The sequence below is a fragment of the Ruegeria sp. AF8 genome (genome assembly GCF_056541825.1).
Map to the genome: position 1 here is coordinate 89881 of NZ_JBQFYW010000011.1, position 24929 is coordinate 114809.

Below are 24929 nucleotides of genomic sequence, written 5' to 3' on the forward strand. Positions count from 1 at the left end.
GCGCACCGGCGTTGCCTTGCTGCTGCGGATACATTCAGGAATCTCACAACTCGTCGGGGCGATTTGACATTCCGATTGCACGAGGTTTCAATCAAAGCTCCACTAACGGCAGGGCGGATTGCGTATACCTTCAAACCACCGTCAAGCCTGCTGGAAAAACGCGTACTCCTGCAGCAAAATTCGTCATGGCAAGAGTTTACGCTTGGACGAATCAAACACCTCCCGTAAAGGGCGGCGCACATCCAAAGGTTTCGAACCACGGGGGATATGGTTGATTGAAACAGACGTCTGATGCGCCGCATTCCATCTATGGGGTTGAGAAATGGGGCAAGGGCCTCATCGAGGTGACAGAGGACGGTGAGATCGGCCTGCGCAACCCCCTTGCGCCCGACGTGGCCGCCATTAGCCTGCCGGGCATTCTGCACGATCTTGATCAGCGCGGCATCAAATCACCGATGATCCTGCGCATCAGCTCATATCTGGAAAACGAGATCGCGCATATCAACGAAAGTTTTGCCGAGGCGATTGCCCGCACCGGATACAAAAGCAACTATCGCGGCGTGTTCCCGATCAAGGTGAACCAGCAGGCGCAGGTTGTCGACCGGATCGTCGAGTTCGGCAAGAAGTACAATTATGGGCTTGAGGCAGGATCGAAACCCGAACTGGTCATCGCGCTGGCCCATCGTCTGGCCAGCGAAGCCCTGATCGTCTGCAACGGCGTCAAGGATGCCGAATTCATCCAGTTGGCGATCCTAAGCCGCAAGATCGGGTTCAACACCGTCATCGTGCTGGAAAGCCCGAAGGAGGCCGATACGGTTATAGAGGTCTATAACGAGCTTGGCATCGAGCCACTGATCGGCGTGCGGGTGAAGCTGACCAACCAGATCAGCGGCAAATGGGAGGAAAGCTCAGGCGACCGCTCGGCCTTTGGCATGAACACGGATCAACTGGTCACGACGGTGGACAAGCTGAAAGCGGCGGGGTTGCTGCATTGCCTAAGACTGCAGCATTCGCATCTGGGGTCTCAGGTGCAGGACGTCAACGACGTGCGCCGCGCCGTGGGCGAGGCCTGTAGGTATTACACCGAACTGACCCGTGAGGGCGTGCCGCTGACCCATCTGGACCTCGGTGGTGGCATGGGCGTGGACTATACCGGTGAGAAAAAGGCCGCCGAGAACTCGATCAACTACACGGTCGAGGAATACTGCGCCAACGTCGTTGAAACCGTCGCCTACGCGATGGATGAGGCCGAAGTCGCCCACCCGACCCTTGTCACTGAAAGCGGCCGTGCGGTGGTGGCGACCTCTTCGATGCTGCTGTTCAACGTGCTGGAAAGCACGCTCTATGACGCCCCCAACGGCCCCGAAGTGGAACCGGACGATCACCATCTGGTCTCGGACCTGGCCGCCGTGCACGGTTATCTGAGCAGCGACCGGTTGCAGGAATGCTGGAACGACGCCACTTTCTATCGCAACGAGCTGCGCGCCCTGTTCCGCCGCGGTTACGTGGACCTGCGCCAGATGGCACGGGCCGAACGCATCTATCTGTCGCTGATGTCCCGCCTCAAGGCGCTGGCCGCCAGCGATGATCTGGAAACGGATCTGGACGACCAGCTTGAGAAGGTCGCCGATATCTACCACTGCAACTTCTCTCTGTTTCAGTCGTTGCCCGATGTGTGGGCCATCGACCAGCTGCACCCGATCGTTCCGCTGCAGGGCCTGACCCAGCCCCCCGATCGCCGCGCGGTGTTGTCTGACATCACCTGCGATAGCGACGGCAAGATCGACCGATTCATTCTGGCCGACGGCGTCTCACCCAGCCTGCCGGTGCATACGCTGCCCGAAGATGACGAATACTATATGGGTGTCTTCTTTGTCGGCGCCTATCAGGAAACGCTGGGCGATCTGCACAACCTGTTCGGCGATACCAATGTCGTCACCATCGATCTACGCCCAGACGGCGGCTTTGACCTGCTGCACGAACAGGAAGGCGACACGATCTCTGAAGTCTTGTCCTATGTGGAGTTCGACCCCAACGACTGCGTCGCCGCTTTCCGCAAAATGGTGGACGAGGCGATCTCGACCGGTACTCTGCAAGCCAAGGACCGCAAAACCCTGATGAGCGCCTATCGCGACTCGATCAACGGCTACACCTATTACGAATAACCCCAGAGAGGAGATTACCCCCATGGGAACTATGAGTGGCAAAACACTGGTTGTCGGCGCAGGCGGCGTATCCCACGCCGCCGTGCACAAGATGGCGATGAATTCGGACATTTTCACCGAAATCACTCTGGCCAGCCGCACCAAGTCGAAATGCGATGCCATCGCAAAAGCGGTGAAAGAGCGCGTGGGCGTTGATATCGCCACAGCGGAACTGGACGCCTACAAGGTCGAAGACACGGTCAAGCTGATCAAGGACACCGGGGCCGAAATCCTCGTGAACCTCGCCCTGCCCTATCAGGATCTGGTGCTGATGGATGCCTGTCTTGAGGCCGGCATTCATTACCTGGATACCGCGAATTACGAGCCCGAAGATGAGGCCAAGTTCGAGTATCATTGGCAGTGGGCCTACCAGGAGCGGTTCAAAGCGGCAGGCCTGACCGCCATCCTCGGATCCGGCTTCGATCCGGGCGTGACATCCGTCTTCGCCACCTGGCTCAAGAAACACAAGCTGGACACCATCCGCCAGATCGACGTGCTGGACGCTAATGGCGGCACCAACGATCAGGAATTCGCCACCAACTTCAACCCCGAGATCAACCTGCGTGAAGTGCTGGCCGAGGTGCGCCACTGGGAAGGTGGCAAATGGCACCACAGCCCGGCCATGACCCACAAGGTCGAATTCGACTTCCCCGCCATCGGGCCCAAGAACATGTACCTGATGTATCACGAGGAACTGGAGAGCCTCAGCACCCACTTCCCCGAGATCGAGCGCGCCCGCTTCTGGATGACCTTCGGGGATGCCTATATCACCCACGCCAAGGTGCTGCAGAATGTCGGCATGACCCGCATCGACCCGGTCATGCATGACGGCAAGGAAATCATCCCGATCCAGTTCCTGAAAACCCTGCTGCCCGATCCCGGCGATCTGGGGCAGGAAACCAAGGGCAAGGCCTGCATTGGTGACATCGCCACGGGTCAGGCCAAGGGCGGCTCGGGCGAAAAGACCTATTACATCTACAACATCTGCGATCACGAGGAATGTTATGCCGAGGTGGGCTCGCAGGCTGTGTCATACACCACCGGCGTGCCCGCGATGATCGGTGCGGCTCAGGTGCTGAAAGGCAACTGGGTGCAGCCCGGCGTGTGGAATATGGAACAGCTCGACCCCGACAACTTCATGGACATGCTCAACGAACATGGCCTGCCCTGGCAGGTGCATGAACTGGACGGACCAGTCGAGTTTTAAGCGATGAGGGCCGCATAGACCCGCGGGGTGGCGCAATCGCGCCGCCCCATGGGGGCGGGCCGGCGCGGTCCGGCGTGCCGCCGGGCGGAACGCATCTCACAGGGAACACCAAATGGCAGACATGATGACCACTCAGGCGGGCGATGCCGGAGCCTTCCGCAACTTCGATCTCAGCCGCGTGCCCACACCCTGTTTCGTGGTGGATGAAAAGGCGGTCGAGCGGAACCTTTTGGTGCTGGCGGATATCGGTCATCGTTCGGGTGCGCATGTGCTGAGCGCACTCAAGGCGTTTTCGATGTTCGCGCTCGCGCCCCTGATCCGCCAACACCTCGGCGGCACCTGCGCCAGCGGCATCTACGAGGCACGTCTGGGCCGCGAGGAATATGGCGGCGAGGTCGCGACCTTCTGCGCCGGCTACAAGGACAGCGACATCGACGAGATCCTCGCCCTGTCGGACCACATCATCTTCAACAGCCCCGCGCAAAAAGACCGCTTCCTCGCCAATGCCCGCGCCACGGGCAAACAGGTGGGCCTGCGCATCAACCCCGAACACTCCGAAGGCGAGGTGCCGAAATACGACCCCTGCGCGCCCTGTTCGCGCCTCGGCACCCCGGTCAGCCAATTGACGCCTGAGGCTCTGAACGGCGTCGACGGCCTGCACATGCACACGCTCTGCGAACAGGGGTTCGAACCGCTTCAACGCACATGGGCGTCGGTCGAACCCAAACTCGCGCCCTTCATCGGCGGCCTCAAATGGCTGAACTTCGGCGGCGGCCACCACATCACCCGCGACGATTACGACCGCGATGCACTGGTGGAGCTCATCAAGAGCATCCGCAGCAAATACCGCATCGACGTCTATCTCGAACCCGGCGAGGCCGTGGCGTTGGACGCGGGCATTCTGGTCGGCGAAATCCTCGATCTGCCGACCAATGGCATGAACCTTGCCATCACCGATATCTCAGCCACATGCCACATGCCCGACGTGATCGAGGCCCCCTATCGCCCCGCCCTTATGGACGAGGCCGAGACAGGCCATACCTACCGTCTGGGCGGGCCATCCTGTCTGGCGGGCGACGTGATCGGCGACTACACGTGGGACAAACCGCTGAAAATCGGCCAGCGCTTTGCTTTCCTCGATCAGGCGCATTATTCGATGGTCAAGACCAACACGTTCAACGGCGTGCCGCTGCCCACCATCGCCCTGTGGAACAGCGAAACGGACGAACTGAAAATCATCAAACAGTTCGGCTATGACGACTTCAGGGACAGACTCTCATGAGCATATTTCTCGACAGTGAACTGACCGCATCCGAGCGCACCGAAGACGCCCGGTTCCGCGTGATCCCGGTGCCGCTGGAACGCACCGTGTCCTACGGCTCGGGCACGGCCAAAGGCCCCGAAGCGATCATCGAGGCCAGCAATGAACTGGAACGCATCACCGGCCATGCCGAACCCTGCGCCGAAGGCATCTTTACCGAAGTACCGCTGGACTGCGACGCCACCCTGCCCGAGATCATGGAGCGTCTTGCCCAACGCACCGAAGCCGCCATCCGCGCGGGTAAAGTGCCGGTCACTTTGGGCGGCGAGCATTCGCTCAGCTACGGCGCCGTGATGGGTGTGGCCCGCGCGTTGGGTCAGCCCATCGGTATCGTTCAGATCGACGCGCATGCCGACCTGCGCGATGCTTATCAGGGCGAGAAACACAGCCACGCTTCTGTCATGCATCTGCTGGCTCAGGAAGGCGTCCGGCTGGCCCAGTTCGGTGTGCGGGCCTTTTCAACCGAAGAGGCCAAAAGCCGTTTGAAGAACCACGTCTTCCACGTGGATGCCGAGGACCTGGTCACCGGCAATATCCACGCCGTCGACCTGCCCGAGGATTTCCCCGAGCTGGTCTATGTTAGCTTTGACGTCGATGGTCTGGACCCGTCACAAATGCCAGCAACCGGCACGCCCGTCCCCGGCGGTTTGGGTTATTATCAGGCGCTGCGACTGGTCGAACACGCCTTGAAAGGGCGTAAATGCGTGGGGTTCGACGTGGTCGAACTGGCCCCCGATGGCAATGCCGCCTGGGATTTCACGGCGGCACAGATTGTCTATCGCCTGATGGCTGCCTGCTGATCGCAGGCAGTCCAATTTTTCAATCAGTCTTGCCGTCCTCGGCGGTTTCGTTCAGTTCCATATGCCCGTCGCCCTTGCTCAGCAGGCGTCGCAACATTGGTTCAAAGAACTCCAGCGGTTTGGTCGGGTAATCCGGATCAAAGGCGCACTGATCGTATTTGTGGCAGAAATCGCGGCAATCTTCCCAATACGGGCTGTCGCGATATTTGTCGCGCGCGTTGCGGTCACCGCCCAGGAAGTGATTGTAGTAATAACCCTGAAACACGCAGTGGTGCTTGAGAATCCAATAGGTCCGCTCGCTGACGTAAGGCTTCATCATCGCCGCCGACAGCTCGCCATGGTTATAGGGGGAGAGGATGTCGCCCACGTCATGCACCAGCGCGGCGATCACGATTTCTTCGTCCGCGCCATCTTCATAGGCCCGGGTCGCGGCCTGCAGGCAGTGCTGATAGCGATTGATCGGATAAGGCGTCCATTCCTCGTCGAGCGAGCGGATGGCCTCCAGAATGCGATCCGGCAGGGCCGCGTTATACGCTTCCTCGTAATCCATCACCGCCAGGAAATCTTCCTTGGTGGCGTTCTCGAAACTGGTCCAGGTGGGTTTGTGGCTTTTGTCCAGCATGGCGGTTCCCTGATGCTAAAGTGCCAAAACACTCTAGCAGCAGCTTCGAGAGCAAAAAAACGAATTGATTTCATCACGCTGATACGAAAATGTTTTCAGATGCAGATTCATGCACTGAAAACCTTTCTTTCTGTGGCCGATTCCGGCGGGTTTCATGCGGCGGCCCGCAAGTTGAACGTCACACAGACCGCCGTAAGCGCCAGGATACGCACACTTGAACAGGCGCTGGGGCAAGAGCTGTTTACACGCGGTGCCGGAGGCACGGCACTGTCGGATTTCGGCCATCAGTTCCGTCCATATGCCGAACAGATGGTCGCGCTGTGGCATTTCGCAACGCAGGACCTCGCCAGTCAGACACTCGATCGCCTGTCGATCCGGCTGGGCGCGCAACTGAGCATCTGGGATCCGCTTCTGGTTGATCTCGCCGTCAGTCTGGAACAGAATTTCGGCAAGCTTCTGTTGACGCTGAACTATGATCACGACCTCAACATGATCGAGGCGGTGTCGTCAAATGTGCTCGATGCCGCCGTGACGCATGAAAAACCTCGCGGCAAACAGATCGCCTTCGAGGAGTTGTCGCCCGAACGATTGCTGCTGGTGGAAACGCCCGGTCACGCGGCAGGCGATGATGCGGTTTTCGTCAATCTCGAACTCGGCGATCTTTATCAGCATCATGTCCGTTCGGCTGCGCGTCAGGCGACAGGACAGACGATTTTTCTGGGTAACTGCATAATGGCGCTCCGGTATGTGCTGAAACGGGGCGGGCGCGGATATTTTCCCGATTACGTCATCCATGAGCATCTTGGCTCGGGCCGGCTTACCAAAGTTGCAGAAGCCCGCGATCTGTTGTTGCCCATGTATCTCGTCACCCGCCCGGATGTGCCGCAACAGCGGCAACTTGACGAAATCCTAAGCTGCCTCAACGCATTGCGTCAGGTTTGAAACCCGGCGATAAGACCGGGATCTCAGATGATCAATTCCAGTTTGGCTTGCGGGAAACGGCCGAGGACGGCAACCGCCTGTTCCTTTGGCAACAAACACAGTGCGGTCGAAAGCCCATCCGCCACGGCGGCACGAGGTGCCGAGACCGAGACCGTCTGATGAACAGGGTATCCGCCGCGCGGGTCGAGGATATGGCCCCGATCCGCGTTCAACAGGGTTCCGTTCGGGGCCGAGGTCGCCACGGCCCGGTCGCGCAGGGTAATCCTCTGGCGGATGGTCTTGTCCGCGCCCAGCAGCCCGACACTCCAGGCCGAACCGTCGGAATGCGCGCCCAGCGCGGCAATTTCCCCCATGTCCACAAGCACATCGCGCAGCCCGAGCGCCTTCAGCAAATCGGCGACGCGGTCGGTGATCGCGCCCTGCGCAATGCCGTTGAGCGTCAGCCCGGACAGTCCAGGCCGGGCCAGCCGTACCTCATGCGGTGTGACGTGAACCGTGTTCCAGCCGATGACTGCACGGGCGGCGTCAATATCGGCCTGCCCTTTGCCCAGCGCCAGCGCTACCCAAAGAGGCTGCACGCTGGGATCGAACGCGCCGTCGGTCGCTTCGTTCAGTGAGGAACAAAGGCCAAGGACATCCAGCAATTCGGGCGCGGGATTTTGCAGATGCCCCCGGGCATTCAGCCGACTGAGCTGCGAATCCGGGCGATACAGGCTGAAGATCCGCTCAAGCCGCTCTAGTTCCGCCTCAACCGCCGTGATGATGGGCGCAGCCTGCACCTCGTTCAGTCCTTCAAGGCGCAGGCTGGCCCCAGCACCGAGCGCGGTTCCGCGCCACCGGGCAACCGGTGCGGCAAGCGCAACCGTGGGCAGCGCCGCGCAGGCGGCGGAAATGGTCAGAAAGCGGCGGCGCGAAAGGCAGGTCATGCCGGTGTCTCCAGGGTCAGGTCCAGGTCAACGGGGCCAAGAACATCGGCCTCGGGGATATCGGACAGCGGCAGAGCGTCGCCGCCATATTGATCGATAAAGCCGGATGCCGCAGCCGGATCGGCAAAAGGTACGATTTCCGGCGCTCCCATGCCGCCCGCCACGTTCGCCCCGACCACGAATGTGGCACCATCGGCAGCGATCCAGTTGCCGATGCCGGGCTGATCCCAACTGGGTGCAACCCCCATATCACTGACATAGATGGCGGTAATGTCCGCATCGCGTTCGGGGCTTTTCAGATAGGCCACCATGTCGCGCACCTGCGCGAAGAACAGCGGTGCCGGATATCCCTCCAGATGGATCTGACCCTTGGGGCCTCCATGTTCGGCGACGTTCATCTGGCAGAAAAAGCTGAGCGCATCCGGCGTCAGGTCGATTGGGTCGGGGGCAACCGCTACCTCTTCCTTACAGGCTGAAAGTGCGATCAGCGCGATCAGGGCGAGACGTTTCACGGCTCAACCCTCCGGAATGCGGCGCGCGCCAGGGCAAAACCCAGCACCGGCCAAATCAGCAGCGACGCGGGCGCGGCCCAGACAGGCAGCGCCTGGGCGGCGCCGGTCATGCCCGATGCCATTGCAACGCCCTCGGTCGCCGCGATGTTCCACAAACGGAATGCGTCGGCCGGGTTGGCCACCATCACCCAGGGAAAGACGGATTGGGTGAAGGTGCCGCCCTTGTCCATGACGACGGCTCCCAACAGCCCAAGATCATAGAGGACGACAAAGACCAGCCAGAGCCCGGCCGACAGACCTGCCGCCGCCGTGGCGCCCCGTGCCAGAGCAGACAGCAGGTATCCCAGCGCCAGAAACACGGCGCCCAGCAGGATGGATGTAAGGATGAGGCGGACCAGCGCCATGAGGCTCTCGGGTCCGGCACCACCAAAGAACGCGGCCACGGCACCCGCGGTGCCAAAGCCCACGGTCATGGCAAAAGCCAGCGCCGCGAGGTGGGCGGTGAATTTGCCCAACAGGATTTCTCCACGCCCCGCCGGGTAGGACAGCAGCAGCGACAGGCTGCCCCGGTCCACGTCGCCGGCGATGGCGTCAAAGGAAATCATCAGCGCCAGCAGAGGCGCGAGGTAAACCGACAGTGTGGTCATCGAGGCAACGGAGACGGTCAGCATATCGACCCCCAGCGTGCCGGTCGGTGCGCTGCCTGCAAAGGTCAAGGCCAGCGCGAACAGCACCATGATCAGCGTGGCGACCAGCAGCCAGCGGTTGCGGCGCAGGATCAGCATCTCGGTCCGGGTGATGGCGAGGAAGCGGGTCATTGCAAATCCTCCTGAGCGTAGTGGCGATAGAGGTCTTCCAGCTTGGGTGGGGTCATTTCCACATCCGCCACCGCGTCGCCCAATCCGGCGATACGGCGCAGGGCCTCCATCTTGTCTTCGGGGGTGCAGAGCAGTTCCACCGACGCGCCGTTGATCCGGTTGCCGCCCAGTTCCGCGGCCAGGGCCTCCGGATTGGCGCTGGCGCGCACCTTCAGGCGGATCGGCAAACCAGCCAGCGCCGACAGGTTGGTCAGTGTGTCATCGGCCACCATCCGCCCCTTGCGCATGATCGCGATGCGGTCGGTGCGGGCCTCGACCTCGGTCAGCGCATGAGAGGCGATCAGAACGGCGGTACCCTGCGCGGCCAGTTCGTCGATGATGGCATAGAGATCCTGCCGCGAGATCGGGTCAAGGCCGCTTGTGGGTTCATCCAACAGCGCCACTTTCGGCTGACCCAGCAGCACCTGCGCCAGACCCAGACGTTGCCGCATCCCCTTGGAATAAGCTCCGATCCGGCGATCCAACGCATCACTGAGGCCGACACGGTCCAGCAGGCCGGGCACGTCGGCTTTGGCCCCGGACAATTGCGCGAACAGCGTCAACTGTTCCCGTCCAGTCAGGGCCGGGTGGAAGGACACCGCTTCGGGCAGATATGCCGTTTCCCGCCGCGCCTGCGCACTGCCGGGGGTGGCGTTTCCGATCCGAATGGCTCCGCCGTGGATCGGTGTCAGGCCGAGGATGGATTTGATCAGGGTCGATTTGCCCGCGCCGTTATGACCCAGCAGCGCAACGCGCTGACCGGGGGCAAGGGACAGGGTGATATCGTCAAGAACGCGGATCTTTCCCCGGTCCTTGAATACATGGTCAATTGACAGGGCCTTATCCGTCATGAGGCACCTTTTTCATAGCTGGGGGTTCAGGGGCTTGCATCAGTGGATTGCTGTCTATCACGCCCCCCGGCAGCAGCGCCGGGAAGGCCGATTGCGACCAGCGCACCAGTTGCACGGCAGGGGAGCCGAGCAACAATTTGGCTGAGGGTTGGGTCCACAGCACATGGTCCATACTGTCATTGGGGCGATAGGGGGCGTCGGCGATGCCATCGCCATCCACATCGTAGGCGGCAAAATCGGACCAGTAATTGCCGCGGCCTTCCTCGGACCACTCGACCCATTTGGTCGAGACGTATTTCACCTGTGTCCGGTTCCCTATGAAAGAGTTGCCAACAATGCGGTTGCGTTCGCTGCCGGCGGTAAAGTGGATGCCGATGCCGCAACCCTGGAACCAGTTGTCGGTGAATTCGTTCTTGTTCGAGTTATAGAGGAAGGTGCATTTTTCCTTGGCGCCTTTCACCACATTTCCTGTGATAACGCTCTTGTTGGCGTAGTTCAGCATCACGCCGTGTTCGCGGTCGCTGATCGAGACATTGTTGGCGACAGTCACATTGGTCGTGAACATCACCGCATAGCCCAGATCATTGCCGATCGAGACATTGTCGCTGACGACCGAGTCGTCGGCATACATGTAATGCACGGCAAAACGCAGATCGCGAAACAGGTTGTTGGTGAAGGTGTTTTTCTTGGACGAGTTCACAAAGATCCCGTCACGCCCGTACTGGATGTCATTGCCATCGACCACCGCACCCGGCGCGTTCCAGACATAAACGCCATTTCCGCGGTCGTTCATCCGCCGGTCCTGCCGCCCTTCGATCCGGTTGCCGCGTACGATGCTGTCCTTGGCGCCGTGAATGTCGATGCCATAGAGGTTGCCCAGCAACACATTGTCCTCGACCACCGGCGCTTTGGCCGTCTTGGTCAGTTGGATGCCGCTGTCGATCCCGTCGTGATCAGAGCCAGAGCCGATCACCGTCAGCCCGCGCACTGTCACGCCCGGCCCGGTCACGGTGATGACACTGCCCGCGCCTTGTCCGTCGATTGTGGCCTGTCCCAACCCGTCAATGGTGACGGGCCGGTCCAGAATCAGAGATTCGGTGTAGACACCGGGACTCAGGCGGAGGGTGTCTCCATCCGCCGCCTGTGCCAGTATTTCACTGATGGCCCCCGCCCGGTTGGGCACATCCCAGTCCGCCGCCCAAAGGGGCGAGCCGAGCAGGAGCGGTACGAGCAGGGACCAACGCATGGGTTATGCTCCCTGCGGTTCAACAAACATCCGGCCGCGCATTTCCATGTGCAGCGCGTGGCAGAACCACTGGCAATAGAACCAGTGCACACCAGGACGGTCAGCGGTGAAGGTGACCGAGGCGGTTGCCAGCGGTGCCACTTCCATCGCGATACCGTAGTTGCCCAGGCAGAAGCCGTGGGTCACATCGTCCACGTCATCCAGGTTGGTGATGTAAACCGTCACCTCGTCACCTTGTTTGACGGTGAACTTCTCAAGGCTGAAGGTCGGGGCCTGCGATGTCATATAGACTCGCACCTTGTTGCCGTCCCGGATGGGTTCTTCAGCGCCTTCTTCCAGATCGATGCCATCGGCCTCGGCCTGCTTGCGGGCGTCTTCCCATGTGACGTCGTTACGATCCCAGACGTTGACCGGGTTGACGATGTCGCTGCGCACGATGATCGAGTCATGCGGTTCGGCGAAAGTCGGGCCGTCGTGAACCACTTTCATCTCGTCGGACGAGATGTCGATCAGCTGCTCGTTCTCGGGCTTCAGCGGACCCACGTTCAGGAACCGGTCTTTCGAGAACTTGTTCATCGAAATCAGCCACTTGCCGTCGGCATCCTTGGTTTCGCCCATGGAGGTCGAGTTGTGACCCGGCTGATAGTGAACGTCGACCTTCGAGATGATCGGGTCCACATCGGCACCACCGTAAGCCTCGATAGCCTTGTCGATGTTCCACTTCACGATCTGGCTGTCCAGGAACAGCGTGGTGAACGCGTTGCCCTGACCGTCATAGGCAGTGTGAAGCGGGCCAAGACCCAGCTGCGGCTCACCCACGATGCAGGACCGCGGATCAGCATCGCTCTCGAACAGGGCGTCCAGTTTGGTGACGTCCATGATCGATACGGTCGGCGACAGCTTACCGTTGATGCAGACGTGCTTGCCGTCGGGCGCGGTGTTGATGCCGTGCGGCGAGTTCGGGATCGGGATGTAGCGGGTGTACTTCTTGTTCTGACCCTTACGTCCGTCCAGAACCTTGACGCCTTTCAGCTCCTGATAGTCACCGGCTTCAATACCCGCTTCGATTTCGGCAAGGTTGAAGACAACGACGTGGTCCAGTTCGTTCTCGGTCATTTCGGCCAGGTTCATACCCATTTCCGAGTTGTACGAGGTCGAATAGGCATATTTACCCTGATAGTCGCAGTCGGTGTTGTCGAGGTTGCCCGACACGATCACCTGCCATGCCACTTCCATTGTGTCGCCGTCCAGCGCGGTGAAGATGTTCACGTATTGCGACGGATCATCCAGCACGCTGCCGTCATTGACCAGCGGAGTTTCATCCTCGCCATTGGCAAAGACATAGCCGGTGCGCGGGAATTTCTGCGGGCGCAGACCGTGGATCGCCTTGGCGTTCGGGATCTCGATTATCTTGTCGCATTTCATCACATCGCAGCGCACGCGGGCGACGCGCGTGTTGGCCTTGTCGTTCATGAACAGGTAACGGCCATCATAGGTGCCGTCGGTGAACGACATATGCGGGTGGTGAAGGTCGCCATTGTCATAGGTTTTCATGCCGCGCTTGGCGAGAAACTCTTTGGTTTCCGGCAGCAGGCCGTCGGTCATGATCTTCAGTGACTCGTTGGTCTGACCCCAGCCGGTGGCCGAGCAGCGGTTGAACACGGGTACCCGCATCAGTTCGCGCATGGACGGGAAGCCCAGAATACGAAGTTCGCCGGTCTGACCCGAGGACCAGAAGCCGTAATATTCGTCCAGCTCGCCGGGCTCCAGGTTGGCATTTGCCGCAGCGCTGGCTTGCTTCGCGGTCATCAAGGTCGAGCCCAGACCGGTCCCGGCAAGTACTGCGCCGGTTGCTGTTGCACCCAACATCCCGCGGCGCGTGAGATTCAGTTTCTTATCGTGTTCCGACATGATCGTTCCTCCTTTTAGGAAACTTCTTGCGGTTTGGCGTTCGGATGGTTCGCCGGTGGTTGTCCGAGCGGGGTCTTCGTCTGGACCGACCCTGTCTTGGCCCGCCGTTTCAACTGGCGGATAACGACGGGACATTTCGTCTCGGACTGGTAGAGCACCTGACAATGCAGGCACGTGACGCACTCGTTCGGATTGATCTCACCGGTGGGGTGGATCGCCTGAACGGGGCATTCGTTGGCGCAGGTCTGACAGGGGGTACCGCAATCCTTGTAGCGGCGCAACCAGTCGAACATGCGGATGCGGGCGGGGATTGCCAGCGCTCCGCCAAGCGGGCAGAGATAGCGGCAATAGAACCGTTCGATGAACAGTCCAATCCCGAGCAGGGTCAGCGCAAAGACCACGAAGGGCCAGTCGCGCATGAATTTCAGGATGATGGCGGTCTTGAACGGCTCGACTTCGGCATATTTCTCGGCCAGCGGGATCGAGACGAAGCTGAGGCCGAAGAGACCCAGGAAAATCATGTATTTTGCCGGCCAGAGACGTTCGTTCAGCCCCCAGGGCAGGGTCCATTGCGGCACTTTCAGCGCGCGGGCAATCTTGTTGGTCAGCTCCTGCAAAGCACCAAACGGACATAGCCAGCCGCAATAGGCGCCACGTCCCCAGAACAGCAGGGCCGCAGCAACGGCGAACCATTGGATAAAGACCAGCGGATCCAGCAGGAAGGCATCCCATGAGAAACCTGTGCGCAAGCTACCGGCCAGTGCCATCAGGTTCACCACGCTCAGTTGTGCATTCGCGTACCAACCAATGAAGAACAGCGTCATGGTCAGGTACCCGATGCGAAACCAGTAAAAGACCCGCGCGTTCATGGTGGCGTGGAACTGGAAGAAGAAGGTAGCGGTCAATACCAACAGCATGACGCCCAGAACGCCGATTTCAACGGTGCGGTCCTTCCAGATACGCTTCCACAAAGCGGCCTTGGCGGCGGCTTCGCCGGTGGCATCATCGACCACAGTCGGGGCGGCAACGGGTAGCAAATACTGCTCGGGCAGTTTATAGCCCAGGTCGAAGGTCAGGAATGTCTTTTCCACCGCGCCCACGGCCCGCTGCACCAGCAGTTGCAGGCGGAATGGCTCGGCTGGGTTAAACTCCGCCTCGGCCGGGATTTTGAAGATATCCAATTCGGTAAAACTCGGTGCATCCGAAGCCGCGACCTTGCCCAAACGCTCTTGCTGCTTGTCGAAGAACCGAACCGAATTGTCGCCCTGGATCAGCTGAATGCGGTCAAAAATGCCGCCGCGGACATAGCCCGAGCCCTTGAAGCTGTAAGCCCCGCGACCCAGCACCAGAATGGCCTGTTCGCCTTCGTCCAGCCATTCGGTCAGGTTCTGATACTCGGCCTCGCCCAACAGGGACTTGCCGATCGACGGGACCGAGACCAGCGCCACATGCATATCGATGAACGTATCATCCGGCTCACCGGGTTCGGGGCGTTTGATGGCGCGTTGGTCGCCGGTTTCCTCGAAGGCGGCATTAACCTGCCCGACATCCAGCGTCAGCTGCCGGATCGAGCCGTCGCCAGACAGGGTCGACCAGTCGTAGATGGCATTCTTCGCCATATCGACTTCGCGCTTGGGTCCATCGGCCTGCAACGGCGACAGGCCGCCCAGACCCAGCGCACGGGCCACCTTGATGCCGCCGCGCACAAGGCTGTCGTCGATCACCATGATGGTCACGGTCGCTCCCGAGATGATGTCGAGGTCATGCCCTTCGCCCCCGGTCTCGACCTCACGCTTGAGGTCCAGACCGGCGTAGCCTTCTGTAAGCTCAACCATGCGGGAATTGGGAATACCAATAAGAACAATGGGTTCCGAGTGCTTGACCAACTGCACACCGGTCAAAACCGCATCGGCGTCAATGGCCGCCACCACATGGATCGGCTTGCCGGAATAGCCGGTTGTGCCAACGAAATCTGAGGTCAGAAAGGCCCAGGCCACGGTTTCGCCGCCTTTCAAGACGGGGGCAACCTTGACGTCCTGCCGTACCGGGCCAAAGGCATCGGCACCGGGGGCTAGATCGGCGGGTTCAAGTTCGGGAAGGAAGCTGGCCAGGCTGTCGGCCTGCGCGCTCAGCGTGCAAAGGCAGGAAAAGACAAATGCCAGAAAAAAATGGATTGCGCGTTTCAGGACCACGGCGCACCTCCGGTAACTTGGATTGACGCCATGGACGCGCGTGGGGCGCGTTCGGTTCTGTCTTGGGGCGCGCAAGGGGGGCCACGGCCAGCGGGCCAAAGCCGAAGCGACTTGTCCGAACTATAAAGGTCAGGACCCGCCAATTGTTCGTTTCGTACAAAGAAAAGCGGGGCGATTTCCGGCATCCGGGGCAGCGGCGCAGTGGCTGTTATGGCACACAAAGCGCAGCTCGCGCATTCTTGGCAGGGGCCGGTGTCGGGTTCATTTTCTTCAGGAGTCACCTGCACCCACACCGCCCCTGCCTCCGAGCAGATTTCCATCCATTCGCCCTGCTCCGCGCTCGCCAGCGACGGAGCGATGAGTTGCAACAGCAACAGGAGGATGCCCAAAACCCCAGCCACCGCTTGGAACGCGCGGGCGGTGCGGAAGGGGTTAGGGCGACGGGTGAACATGAAACATCCGACTCGGGGTTGGTATTCGCCCCGAGTCCTACGCCGATTTCAACATGGGGAACTTGACTTAGGTCAGGTGAACGGAGGAGACACACGCAGATGCGCATTGGCCGCATCCTGAACGAAGAAAGCGTCAGCAGGGCTGGACTCGTTGTCAGGAGAAAAGTGCCGGGGAGAGGCCGTCGGGGCCTTGGTGAATACCGGATGTGTGCCGTTCAACATCACGAGTTTCGGCCAAGTGCGCAGTTTTGAATGACCCCGGCAGCAATGGACGCACGAAAAAATGCGCCTGCCTCGTCAAATTCGGCGGCCCCTATCCGGTGACCTGACGTTCGAAATCCTGGGCATCGAACCAGCCCAGAGAGTTTGCAATCGCGCCGTTTTCGGCCAGTTCCCATTCCTCCCAACCGCTGGCCCTGACAAAATTGCCGGTATCCGAGTGATGGCCTTCAAGCGTCCAGCCGAATATCGCGCGATCTCCGGCCACGCGAAAGAAATCCCGTTTGAGGACCAGGTCCGGGAAAGACGACATGAACCCGCCCGCCATGGCGATCATCGCCTCGCGGCCAAACTGCTTTTCGCCCCGATTGATCGTGATGCCTTTGCCGGGAGCAAAAAAATCTGCAACCGCTTCGGGGTTGCCCGAGTTCCACGCCGCAGTATACGCTTCGGTCATCTTTTCATATGTCGCTGCGCACATGCCCATTTTTGCCTCCGAGTGATTGGTGTTCCGGGCCAGCCTAGTTGGCAACTTTGCCCGGTGTCTACGTGTATTCGCATGGGTCTTAATTTGAAGGCCCGATCCGGAATTGACCGGATTGAAATTGACTGGGTCGAAAAAACAATTGGCGGTAGGGTCGGAAAAAAGGTTTCATTCAGCAATGTCTGAAATTCGCGAATGGCTGGAGCAACGGAACCTCGGAAACCTCGAGGCAAGCCTTGTCGACAACGATATCGATCTGGATGTTTTGTTCGATCTGACGGATGACGACCTACGCGAAATCGGCCTGTCTCTGGGCGCGCGCAAAAGGTTGCGCGCTGCGATCAACGCATTTGAAACCGATCGGCCCCAAAACGATGTGCCTGGTTCAACCGATGGCGCGCGCGGGGCAGAAAGGCGCCATTTGACGACCCTGTTCGTCGATCTTGCAGGGTCAACGGCCCTGTCGGCCGGACTGGACCCCGAAGATATGGGCGACATCATCAAGCGGTATCAAAATACCGTCGCCGGCATCGTCACACGCTATAACGGACATATCGCCAAATATATGGGCGATGGCGTGCTGTGCTATTTCGGATGGCCGGAAGCCCATGAGGATGATGCCAAACGCGCCGCGCGTTCGGCGTTGGAAATTACCCGGTCGGTGGCCGAAATGCAGGCGCCTGACGGAAGCCCCCTGGCCGCCCGCGCCGGGGCGGCCACGGGCATGGTCGTTGTTGGCGACCTGATCGGTGAGGGAACGGCGCAGGAGGAAACGGTTGTCGGCGACACACCCAACCTGGCCGCCCGTTTGCAGGCGGGCGCCGAACCGGGTCAGGTCGTTGTGTCCGACACCACGAAACAACTCATTCAAGGCGCGTTCGAGCTTACCCCGCTCGGCCAACTCGACATCAAGGGTCTTGAAAACCCCGTGCCGGCGTGGCGCATCGCATCCGAGCGCAGTCTGGAAAGCTGGTTCGCGGAACAGGAAACCGCTCCCGTGCCCCCCATGATCGGACGCAGTCACGAATTGGGGCTGATCATGGAGCGCTGGCACCGCGCCCTGTCGGGCGAGGGACAGGTAACCGTTCTGACCGGCGAGGCCGGGATCGGAAAATCAAGACTTTCCCGAGCCATAATGGACGAGATAAAGTCGCAGGATCATTACCGGATCGGCTACCACTGCTCGCCATACCACACGGATTCGAGCTTTTATCCGGTCATCCGGCAGCTTTCGCACGCAATGCACATTCGTGAAACCGATACGGCGGAACAGAAACTCGCAAAGCTGCAAAAACAGCTGCGCGCAGCCGATCCCGGAATAATTGCCGGGCTGTTGCAGATCGACGTGCCCGCGCCGGATGGCACGCCGGAACTGACCCCACAGCAACTCAGGCTTCGGATCATGGAGGAAACCGCCGCTGAAGTGCGGGCTTTGTCGCGCGAAAAGCCGGTTCTGATGGTGGTCGAGGATGCGCATTGGAGCGATGCATCGACGCTTGCAATGCTGGAGGCCTGTCTGGATCAGATCTCGGGCGAGCGCGTCATGATACTGATTACCGGAAGACCCAGCTTTACCTACGGGTTTGGCGGTCATCCAATCGTCTCTAAGCTGACGCTGAACCGGCTTGGCACGGGCCAGACCGAAGGCATTCTTGAAAAAATTACCGGCGGCAAGAGCCTGCCGGACGAGCTTGTCGCGGAAATCATCAACCGGACCGACGGTATTCCGCTATTCATCGAAGAGCTGACGAAGACGATCGTCGAATCCGGTGAATTGATCGAAACCGAAAACGGCTTTGAGCTGGCAGGCCCGCTCAGCCGTGTGAGCATCCCCTCGACCTTGCACGATTCTCTCATGGCGCGCATTGACCGGCTGCAACCAATCAAGGAAATTGCCCAGATGGCGGCCTGCATCGGTCGCGACTTCAGCCGCGCCGCGCTGGCGAAAATCGCGCGGGTCGATGATCGGGCACTCGACGACGCGATGAAGCAGCTGGAACGCAGCGAACTTGTGTTCCGGCGGGGCACACCGCCGGACGCCACCTATGTTTTCAAACACGCGCTGGTGCGCGACGTGGCCTATGAAAGTTTGCTCAAACGCCGCAGGGCGGAAATTCACCATCGCCTCACGGATCTTTTCGAAGCCGATCCAACTGTGCCGCCTGAACTTGTGGCCCATCACGCCACCGAAGCCGGTTTGACGGAAAAGGCCGTATTGTTGTGGGCGCAAGCTGCTAAGAACGCGCAGGCCCGCCCTGCCTATGTCGAGGCGGCCAACCACTTGCGAACGGCGCTGAAGCTGGTCCGGCATTTGCTGGACAGGCCCGAGTGGCAGGAAAAGGAACTGGCGCTGCTCGTGCAGCTTGCCCAGATTCACATCGCGAAAGAAGGCTATGCCTCCGCCAAAGCCAGCAAGGCATTCTCTCAGGCGCTGGACCGGATCGATGCCACTTCGGATTCCGAGCTGAAGATCGCGATCTATTACGGCACCTGGATCGGGCCATATATCGGAAACGACCTGCGCCGCGCGTTTGACCTTGTGACCCGGCTTGTTGCGGAGATGGCGGACGAGGCCGATCCAATCCCACTGTTGATCTCGCGGCGAATGCGGGCGGCGACGCTGCTCGCGATGGGCCGGGCACCTGAAGCACTGGAAGATCTGAGAACCGCATATGCGGCGTATCAGACCGCTGACATCGTGGATTTCTCAACCAAGTTCGCGCAGGATCCCGGTGTTCAGATCTGGTGCTATATCCTGCTGGCGCAATGGATGACAGGCGACGAGGCCGGAGCAAGGGAGACCGCCGACAAGGCGATGGCCCGGGCGCGCGAGTTGAAGCATGCGAACACGCTCTGCTATGCCGGTCTTCACGATGTCACCCTGTCCATCTGGGCTGGCGACATCGCCCGGGTGCGCAGGATCAACGATGAAATGCGCGCGGTCTCCGGGGATCACGACATGACATTGTGGCAGGATTTCGTTGTCATCCACGACGCGGTATTGGCCTGCATGACCGACGAGGCAGGCGCCCATGCCAGGCTGGATAATGCGCTGGAGGAATACCGTGCGAAAGGGTGCTGGTTGTGGGTCACGCTCTACCTGCTTGAACAGGCCAAAGCCTTGCTGAGGGCCGGTGACCCGAATGCCGCGCAACAGGCGATCGAACGCGCGTTTTGCGAGCAGGAAGCAACCGGTGAACGGTGGGCGGAAGCGGAACTGCACAGGGTCAAGGGCGAAATCCGCGTGGCCCGGGGCGATGGTGAAGGGGCGAAACGCGCTTTTGAACGGGCTGTCTCGATCGCCCGGGAACGGAAAGCGCCGGTTCTTGAAGCCCGCGCACGCAAATCCAGGGAAATATCGGGCCTTTCAGGATAGGTACGGCATCTGCGAATACCCGGCTGGTCATTGGCGGCGCAGCACCGGCACTTGGGATCTCGAACGCAGGGAGTGCCTCTTGGGCGTTAGCGTGTTGTAGCTGTTTTGTTTTTTTTGGCTGCGGGAGCAGGATTTAGAGTTTGGCGAAATCACCATGCTCTTTGGAAGAAAAAATAGACACAATTAACATTTATAGACGTTAAGAAAACCTGCTTCCGGGATCAGCTAATTCAGAATGGGGATGACAGTCCATGGACTCATCGTCCTCATTTTGATCCTTCGTATCGTGTGAAACACGAATGCGATACCATCGAACTCGGGCGACGCGTAAGAGCTTTTCTGGCGGAGCTATCACACGCATGATCGAGGTTGAGGATCGCGTCCAACTCATGCCCATGGCACAAGCGGTGCACTACAGACAGGCACTCATGATTGCTTTCCTGATCTCGCGCCCGGTGCGTCGGCGCGCTTTTCCGGCGATGCGGTTGGGCCAACTTGTGATCAACGTGTCAGGCGGGTTTGACATTCGCTTTGGCGCATCTGACATGAAGGACAAGAAAACACGCGAATTTTCATTGCCGAAGCGACTGGTGGTGTCGAATTGCGCCCGCATGCGTTTCGACACGTTGCGGCTACGACCATCGCGGAGGCCGACCCGGAACACGCAAACATCATTCGGGATATCCTTGGCCACAGCGCCCTCGACATGGCCCAGAAACACTACAACCGCGCTCGTGGGATTGAAGTCTGCAACGATTGGCAGTCCATCGCTGAAAATATCCTCAAAGGTCAGCGCCCGAACCGCGTGTGAAGTTTTGGGTTTTGGTAGTTTGATTCGCCCTACCCGCTGCATGAGATAGGCACAAGTTTTCGCAAGTCTTTTGCAGTGGAGGTATCGCCACAAGAGCTGTTTCCAGTAACCCTACCTTCGAAAGTGGAAGTCTTGATGCGATGTGGCGCCGGTTCCGAACAAAACAAGCATTCGATCAAAATGTAGCAAAGGTCTGATTGGAGCCCAAAGTGACGGATGCTGCAGAATGCACGAACAGCATCATCGCAGAGGCGATTCCTTGAATATCTCCCTGCGGGAAGCTTCGGTTGGCGCGACGGCACGGAAAGTAGGGGGCAGGTTTGCCCACCTTTCTTGTGTTGAGAGACACCAGCCTGAAAGATCTTCGCTAGAAGCTCAGCGGCGTCTCAATGTGAACAATAGCCGGACGTCGATTGAGTAGATTACCCAGGTTCCCGCTGTGAACGAAGGTGTCAGGTGGATCATAGAATGGCCTATTTGCCTAAATCCGTCCTCGCTCTTCTGGCAACACGCTGTCCCCAATTGCCCCGGAACTGGCTGTCGATGCCCTGACAACGAGATCCGAATTTAACAGGCTTGGCTCAGGCACTTTCTGGGTTTCGACCCAGGAAGCAATCGCATCCGCCGCCATCGTACCCATCCGCGAAACCGGCAGGTGAACGGTGGTCAGTTCAGGAAACAAATGGGCTGACCCAGCCAGGTCGTCGAGACCCATCACCGATTTCTCCTGCGGCACGGACACACCCTGGCGCTGAAACTCGAACAGCACGCCAGAGGCCAACACATCCGACAGGCACAGAACGGCGCTTGGCTTCACCGCCGCCTGCAGGATCGCAAGGCCCGCCTTGCAGCCGCCGGCAATGGACAACTGAACTTCATAGAAACTCAGATCGGGCTTTGGGCTGTGGCCCTCGAGCCCGGAAATACGCGCCCGCGTCCGGTCGTTGTTGGCACTTGGTCCATGCACCACCGCGATCTGGCGATGGCCCAGATCCGTCAGATGGGTGAGGGCGGTACGGGCCGCTGCCGCATTATCATATCCGATGGTGGGAAGACGGTAGCCCGGATCATAGAACGACGTGGAAACCACCGGCAGTTGGCCGCGCTCGATCAGGCTGTAGAACTGTGGCGCGTGGGTGATGCCAGAGACGATCAGCCCCTCTGCGCCGATATCAACCAGCCCCTTGGCCTTCTCCGCCTCCTGATCCGGGTCATTGTCGGTTGTGGCCACCACCAGCGACAGCCGGTGCGTAGCCAGCCGGCTTTCCATGCTGGCCAGAACCCGGGCAAAGATGGCGTTGTCCAGCGTTGGCACCAGGGCCCCGACAAACCGCGTGCGCCCGCTATTGATCGCGCGGGCGGCGGCGCTCGGCACCCAGTGCAGGCTGTTCATCGCCTCTTCGACCTTCTTCCGGGTCGCCTCGGCCACGGTTTCCGGTGCGTTCATGACGCGGGAGACCGTGGCGACTGAGACGCCGGCCGCAGCCGCAACATCTCGCAGATTGGCACGTTTCCGGTTGGTGCTCCCTTGCATTCCGCCTGCCTCCCTTTTTGCCAGTTCCGGTTCGTATTAAATGAAATTCTTGACACATGTAACTAGTTTCATCAATCATGTAACCAGTTACATAACCAGATTCGGCAAAATAATGACCCGCTACGCAGTCCTTCGCGACTTCGACAACATGGGGTTCAGAACCCCCGCCCGGTCCTTTCCAGGCTTTCCCAAGCCCAGCGAAGGCGTGACGCACAACCTTGCTCCGCGCGAAGGCCTAATGCAGGAGATGCGACCGGGGGACCTGCTGTCGCTGACCGGGTCGGAATGCCAGGTCGCAGCCTTGAATGCGGCGGGCGGCCCGGCGCTGAATGCGCTGGGGCTGATGGCAGACGGCACGCTGCACCCGGCGGACTGCGATCTCGCCGCGCTTCTGGGCTGGATCGATGCCCATGGCGGCAACAGCGCCGCCAAAATTCCGGCCTGCACCCTGACTGCAGCGAATGAGCCGCTGATCCTGAAAGCCGCCGCCAGGGTCACGGTCTGGATCTTTCGCACCGCATTGCCGCACGACCTGGTGCACGGCACTGTTTCCGGCGGGATGGAGATCACGTGGCAGCCTGCTGAAAGCCGCGCACCGCTACTGCCGCCTATGCTGGGGGATACCCGCGATGAATTCACAGTCGGCCGCGGCACCGGGTTTGCCTATGAGGTTATGAAGGGCGAGATTATCCAGATCATCGATGTCGAGGGGCAGCAGTGCTCAGACTTCACCGCTTTCCGCGCCGATGGGCTGGACCGGGGCGAGGAGCTGATGATCGACAGCACCGCCACCCGGTCGATGGTTCGGCGTGCCTATCCCGGGCCGGGATTGCTAGACAAATTCTTTGACCGCGACATGCGCCCCTTGCTGAACGTGGTCCAGGACACCTGCGGGCGGCATGACACCTTTGGCCTTGCCTGCACCGCGCGCGGCTATGAGGAGCGCGGCTTTCCGGGCCATGTGAACTGCTCCGACAACATGTCCCATGCGCTGGCGCCCTACGGTGTGGCTCGGCGGGCGGCCTGGCCTGCCATCAATTTCTTCTGGAACACCTGGATCGATCCGCATTCGCACCACATCCTGACCGAGGAATCCCACTCCCGCCCCGGCGATTACGTGTCGATGCGGGCGCTGGAGGATCTGGTCTGCGTCTCCACCGCCTGCCCGGACGACATCGACCCGATCAACGGCTGGAACCCGACCGACGTGCACGTCCGCATCTATCGCCCCGAAACACCCCTGCGACGCGCTGTTGCCTACCGCGAAAAGGAAGACGCCCCGATGTCGATCAGCCAGAACTCCGCCTTTCACGAACGGCTAGAGCCGCTGACTCAGCATTTCGCCCCCGCGCGCGATCTCTGGGCTCCAGTGAGTTTCCCGTCGCATGGCACCACCGGTGAATACTGGGCCTGCCGCAACACGGTGACTGTGCAGGACATGAGCGGGCTTCGCAAATACGACATCGCCGGCCCGGACGCCGAGACGCTGCTGCAGCAGGCCACCACCCGCAATGTGGCCAAGCTGCCGGTCTGGCGCGGCTCGTACACGCTGATGTGCGACGAAGCCGGCACAGTGATCGACGACGGCACCCTGTTCCGGCTCGCCCCCGACCTGTTCCGCTGGTGCTGCGGCTCCGAGGAAAGCGGCCGGTTGCTGGAGACGCTGGCGCAGCAAACGGGGCTGCAGGTGCGCATCCACGACATGCGCGGCGCAATGCCCAATCTGGCTATCCAAGGCCCCAGGTCGCGCGACCTCCTGCGCAAGATCGCCTTTACCCAGCCGCATGTGCCGCAGCTGGACCAGCTGAAATGGTTCGGCGTCACCGTGGCGCGGCTGAACGACCGTGAGGGCGCGCCCTTCATGCTGTCGCGCTCCGGCTATACCGGCGAGCTGGGCTACGAGATTTTCTGTTCCAAAGCGCACGCGCTGGAGATCTGGGACGCAGTGATGGCCGCGGGTGAGGAATTCGGGATCACTCCGATGGGGTCCGCCGCGCTGGAAATCATCCGGATCGAGGCCGGGTTGGCCGCCGCCAACGCGGAATTCGCACCGGGCGTGGATGCCTTCGAGGCCGGGCTCGGCTTTGCCGTCGACCTGACCAAGCCCGCCTTCACCGGCAAGGCAGCTCTGGAGCGCAACGCGCGCGAGCCGCGCCGAGTGCTCAAGGGCCTGCTTCTGGGCTGCAATGACGTGCCGCTGCACGGCAGCCCGGTCTATGCCGGCGAACGGCAGGTCGGCACCGTCACCTCCGCCGCCCGCTCGCCCACGCTGGAACACGCCATCGCCATCGCCCGGCTGGGCGTCGAACACGCAGAAAACGGCACACAGCTGGAAATCGGCCAGCTCGACGGACGGATGAAGCGCCTCGGCGCCACGGTCACGGACATTCCCTTCATTGACCCGCAGCGCAAGCGGGCGCGCGCCTGAGGCGCTCAAACCACACACCAACAGGAGAGAAAAA

At 60.4% G+C, this 24929-nt stretch carries 18 protein-coding genes; 7 read left to right on the forward strand and 11 right to left on the reverse strand.

What is annotated here, in order from left to right; genetic code table 11:
* The first annotated feature begins 275 nt into the window (after positions 1-275).
* The 4 genes from speA to speB all read left to right on the forward strand — a co-directional run bounded on the left by speA (position 276) and on the right by speB (position 5532).
* Positions 276-2165, forward strand: coding sequence for a biosynthetic arginine decarboxylase (speA, locus tag ACR0AO_RS16920; RefSeq protein WP_480605885.1), 1890 nt, complete (start codon positions 276-278; stop codon positions 2163-2165).
* 22 nt (positions 2166-2187) lie between these two features.
* Positions 2188-3411 (forward strand): saccharopine dehydrogenase family protein, encoded by a 1224-nt coding sequence (locus ACR0AO_RS16925; RefSeq protein ID WP_480605888.1) that lies wholly within the window; start codon positions 2188-2190, stop codon positions 3409-3411.
* A 112-nt stretch (positions 3412-3523) separates the two neighbouring features.
* On the forward strand, positions 3524-4693 hold the full coding sequence (locus tag ACR0AO_RS16930; RefSeq protein WP_480605891.1) for a carboxynorspermidine decarboxylase: 1170 nt from the start codon (positions 3524-3526) through the stop codon (positions 4691-4693).
* The gene (speB, locus tag ACR0AO_RS16935) at positions 4690-5532 is read left to right on the forward strand and encodes an agmatinase (protein ID WP_480605894.1); all 843 of its coding nucleotides are present in this window, start codon (positions 4690-4692) and stop codon (positions 5530-5532) included. The genes ACR0AO_RS16930 and speB overlap by 4 nt, the downstream gene beginning before the upstream one ends.
* A 19-nt stretch (positions 5533-5551) precedes the next feature.
* On the opposite strand, the gene ACR0AO_RS16940 is transcribed toward speB, so the two are convergent.
* A complete protein-coding gene (locus ACR0AO_RS16940; RefSeq protein WP_480605897.1) occupies positions 5552-6154 on the reverse strand; it encodes an HD domain-containing protein in 603 nt (200 codons plus the stop codon).
* Between the two features lie 99 nt (positions 6155-6253).
* On the opposite strand from ACR0AO_RS16940, the gene ACR0AO_RS16945 reads away from it, so the two are divergent.
* Positions 6254-7096 carry a LysR family transcriptional regulator gene (locus ACR0AO_RS16945; RefSeq protein ID WP_480605900.1) on the forward strand — a complete coding sequence of 281 codons (843 nt, stop codon included), beginning with the start codon at positions 6254-6256 and terminating at the stop codon, positions 7094-7096.
* Positions 7097-7119: 23 nt separating this feature from the next.
* On the opposite strand, the gene ACR0AO_RS16950 is transcribed toward ACR0AO_RS16945, so the two are convergent.
* The 9 genes from ACR0AO_RS16950 to ACR0AO_RS16990 all read right to left on the reverse strand — a co-directional run bounded on the left by ACR0AO_RS16950 (position 7120) and on the right by ACR0AO_RS16990 (position 16749).
* On the reverse strand, positions 7120-8022 hold the full coding sequence (locus tag ACR0AO_RS16950) for an FAD:protein FMN transferase (RefSeq protein WP_480605906.1): 903 nt from the start codon (positions 8020-8022) through the stop codon (positions 7120-7122).
* On the reverse strand, positions 8019-8534 hold the full coding sequence (locus ACR0AO_RS16955) for a nitrous oxide reductase accessory protein NosL (RefSeq protein WP_480605909.1): 516 nt from the start codon (positions 8532-8534) through the stop codon (positions 8019-8021). The genes ACR0AO_RS16950 and ACR0AO_RS16955 overlap by 4 nt, the downstream gene beginning before the upstream one ends.
* Positions 8531-9352 carry an ABC transporter permease gene (locus tag ACR0AO_RS16960; RefSeq protein ID WP_170495347.1) on the reverse strand — a complete coding sequence of 274 codons (822 nt, stop codon included), beginning with the start codon at positions 9350-9352 and terminating at the stop codon, positions 8531-8533. The genes ACR0AO_RS16955 and ACR0AO_RS16960 overlap by 4 nt, the downstream gene beginning before the upstream one ends.
* The gene (locus tag ACR0AO_RS16965) at positions 9349-10242 is read right to left on the reverse strand and encodes an ABC transporter ATP-binding protein (RefSeq protein WP_480605913.1); all 894 of its coding nucleotides are present in this window, start codon (positions 10240-10242) and stop codon (positions 9349-9351) included. The genes ACR0AO_RS16960 and ACR0AO_RS16965 overlap by 4 nt, the downstream gene beginning before the upstream one ends.
* On the reverse strand, positions 10232-11488 hold the full coding sequence (locus tag ACR0AO_RS16970; protein ID WP_480605915.1) for a nitrous oxide reductase family maturation protein NosD: 1257 nt from the start codon (positions 11486-11488) through the stop codon (positions 10232-10234). The genes ACR0AO_RS16965 and ACR0AO_RS16970 overlap by 11 nt, the downstream gene beginning before the upstream one ends.
* Before the next feature lie 3 nt (positions 11489-11491).
* Positions 11492-13399 (reverse strand): TAT-dependent nitrous-oxide reductase, encoded by a 1908-nt coding sequence (nosZ, locus tag ACR0AO_RS16975; RefSeq protein WP_480605918.1) that lies wholly within the window; start codon positions 13397-13399, stop codon positions 11492-11494.
* 14 nt (positions 13400-13413) lie between these two features.
* The gene (locus tag ACR0AO_RS16980; RefSeq protein ID WP_480606025.1) at positions 13414-15585 is read right to left on the reverse strand and encodes a 4Fe-4S binding protein; all 2172 of its coding nucleotides are present in this window, start codon (positions 15583-15585) and stop codon (positions 13414-13416) included.
* Positions 15582-16043 (reverse strand): DUF2946 family protein, encoded by a 462-nt coding sequence (locus tag ACR0AO_RS16985; protein WP_480605920.1) that lies wholly within the window; start codon positions 16041-16043, stop codon positions 15582-15584. Before ACR0AO_RS16985 ends, ACR0AO_RS16980 begins: the two co-directional genes overlap by 4 nt.
* Before the next feature lie 313 nt (positions 16044-16356).
* Positions 16357-16749, reverse strand: a complete 393-nt coding sequence (locus ACR0AO_RS16990; RefSeq protein WP_480605923.1) for a DUF1348 family protein — start codon at positions 16747-16749, stop codon at positions 16357-16359.
* A gap of 175 nt (positions 16750-16924) precedes the next feature.
* Between ACR0AO_RS16990 and ACR0AO_RS16995 the strand changes: the two genes are divergently transcribed.
* Positions 16925-20122, forward strand: coding sequence for an ATP-binding protein (locus tag ACR0AO_RS16995; RefSeq protein ID WP_480605925.1), 3198 nt, complete (start codon positions 16925-16927; stop codon positions 20120-20122).
* Between the two features lie 1292 nt (positions 20123-21414).
* Here the strand turns inward: ACR0AO_RS16995 and ACR0AO_RS17000 are convergent.
* A complete protein-coding gene (locus tag ACR0AO_RS17000; protein WP_480605928.1) occupies positions 21415-22467 on the reverse strand; it encodes a substrate-binding domain-containing protein in 1053 nt (350 codons plus the stop codon).
* A gap of 112 nt (positions 22468-22579) precedes the next feature.
* Between ACR0AO_RS17000 and ACR0AO_RS17005 the strand changes: the two genes are divergently transcribed.
* Positions 22580-24895 (forward strand): DUF1989 domain-containing protein, encoded by a 2316-nt coding sequence (locus ACR0AO_RS17005; protein ID WP_480605930.1) that lies wholly within the window; start codon positions 22580-22582, stop codon positions 24893-24895.
* Positions 24896-24929 lie beyond the last annotated feature (34 nt).

Bases quoted from the DNA above. Each gene is read 5' to 3' on its own strand.
- ACR0AO_RS16925 (WP_480605888.1), top strand. From the start codon at position 2,188: ATGGGAACTATGAGTGGCAAAACACTGGTTGTCGGCGCAGGCGGCGTA.
- ACR0AO_RS16930 (WP_480605891.1), top strand. From the start codon at position 3,524: ATGGCAGACATGATGACCACTCAGGCGGGCGATGCCGGAGCCTTCCGC.
- speB (WP_480605894.1), top strand. From the start codon at position 4,690: ATGAGCATATTTCTCGACAGTGAACTGACCGCATCCGAGCGCACCGAA.
- ACR0AO_RS16940 (WP_480605897.1), bottom strand. From the start codon at position 6,154: ATGCTGGACAAAAGCCACAAACCCACCTGGACCAGTTTCGAGAACGCC.
- ACR0AO_RS16945 (WP_480605900.1), top strand. From the start codon at position 6,254: ATGCAGATTCATGCACTGAAAACCTTTCTTTCTGTGGCCGATTCCGGC.
- ACR0AO_RS16950 (WP_480605906.1), bottom strand. From the start codon at position 8,022: ATGACCTGCCTTTCGCGCCGCCGCTTTCTGACCATTTCCGCCGCCTGC.
- ACR0AO_RS16960 (WP_170495347.1), bottom strand. From the start codon at position 9,352: ATGACCCGCTTCCTCGCCATCACCCGGACCGAGATGCTGATCCTGCGC.
- ACR0AO_RS16965 (WP_480605913.1), bottom strand. From the start codon at position 10,242: ATGACGGATAAGGCCCTGTCAATTGACCATGTATTCAAGGACCGGGGA.
- ACR0AO_RS16970 (WP_480605915.1), bottom strand. From the start codon at position 11,488: ATGCGTTGGTCCCTGCTCGTACCGCTCCTGCTCGGCTCGCCCCTTTGG.
- nosZ (WP_480605918.1), bottom strand. From the start codon at position 13,399: ATGTCGGAACACGATAAGAAACTGAATCTCACGCGCCGCGGGATGTTG.
- ACR0AO_RS16985 (WP_480605920.1), bottom strand. From the start codon at position 16,043: ATGTTCACCCGTCGCCCTAACCCCTTCCGCACCGCCCGCGCGTTCCAA.
- ACR0AO_RS16990 (WP_480605923.1), bottom strand. From the start codon at position 16,749: ATGGGCATGTGCGCAGCGACATATGAAAAGATGACCGAAGCGTATACT.
- ACR0AO_RS16995 (WP_480605925.1), top strand. From the start codon at position 16,925: ATGTCTGAAATTCGCGAATGGCTGGAGCAACGGAACCTCGGAAACCTC.
- ACR0AO_RS17000 (WP_480605928.1), bottom strand. From the start codon at position 22,467: ATGCAAGGGAGCACCAACCGGAAACGTGCCAATCTGCGAGATGTTGCG.
- ACR0AO_RS17005 (WP_480605930.1), top strand. From the start codon at position 22,580: ATGACCCGCTACGCAGTCCTTCGCGACTTCGACAACATGGGGTTCAGA.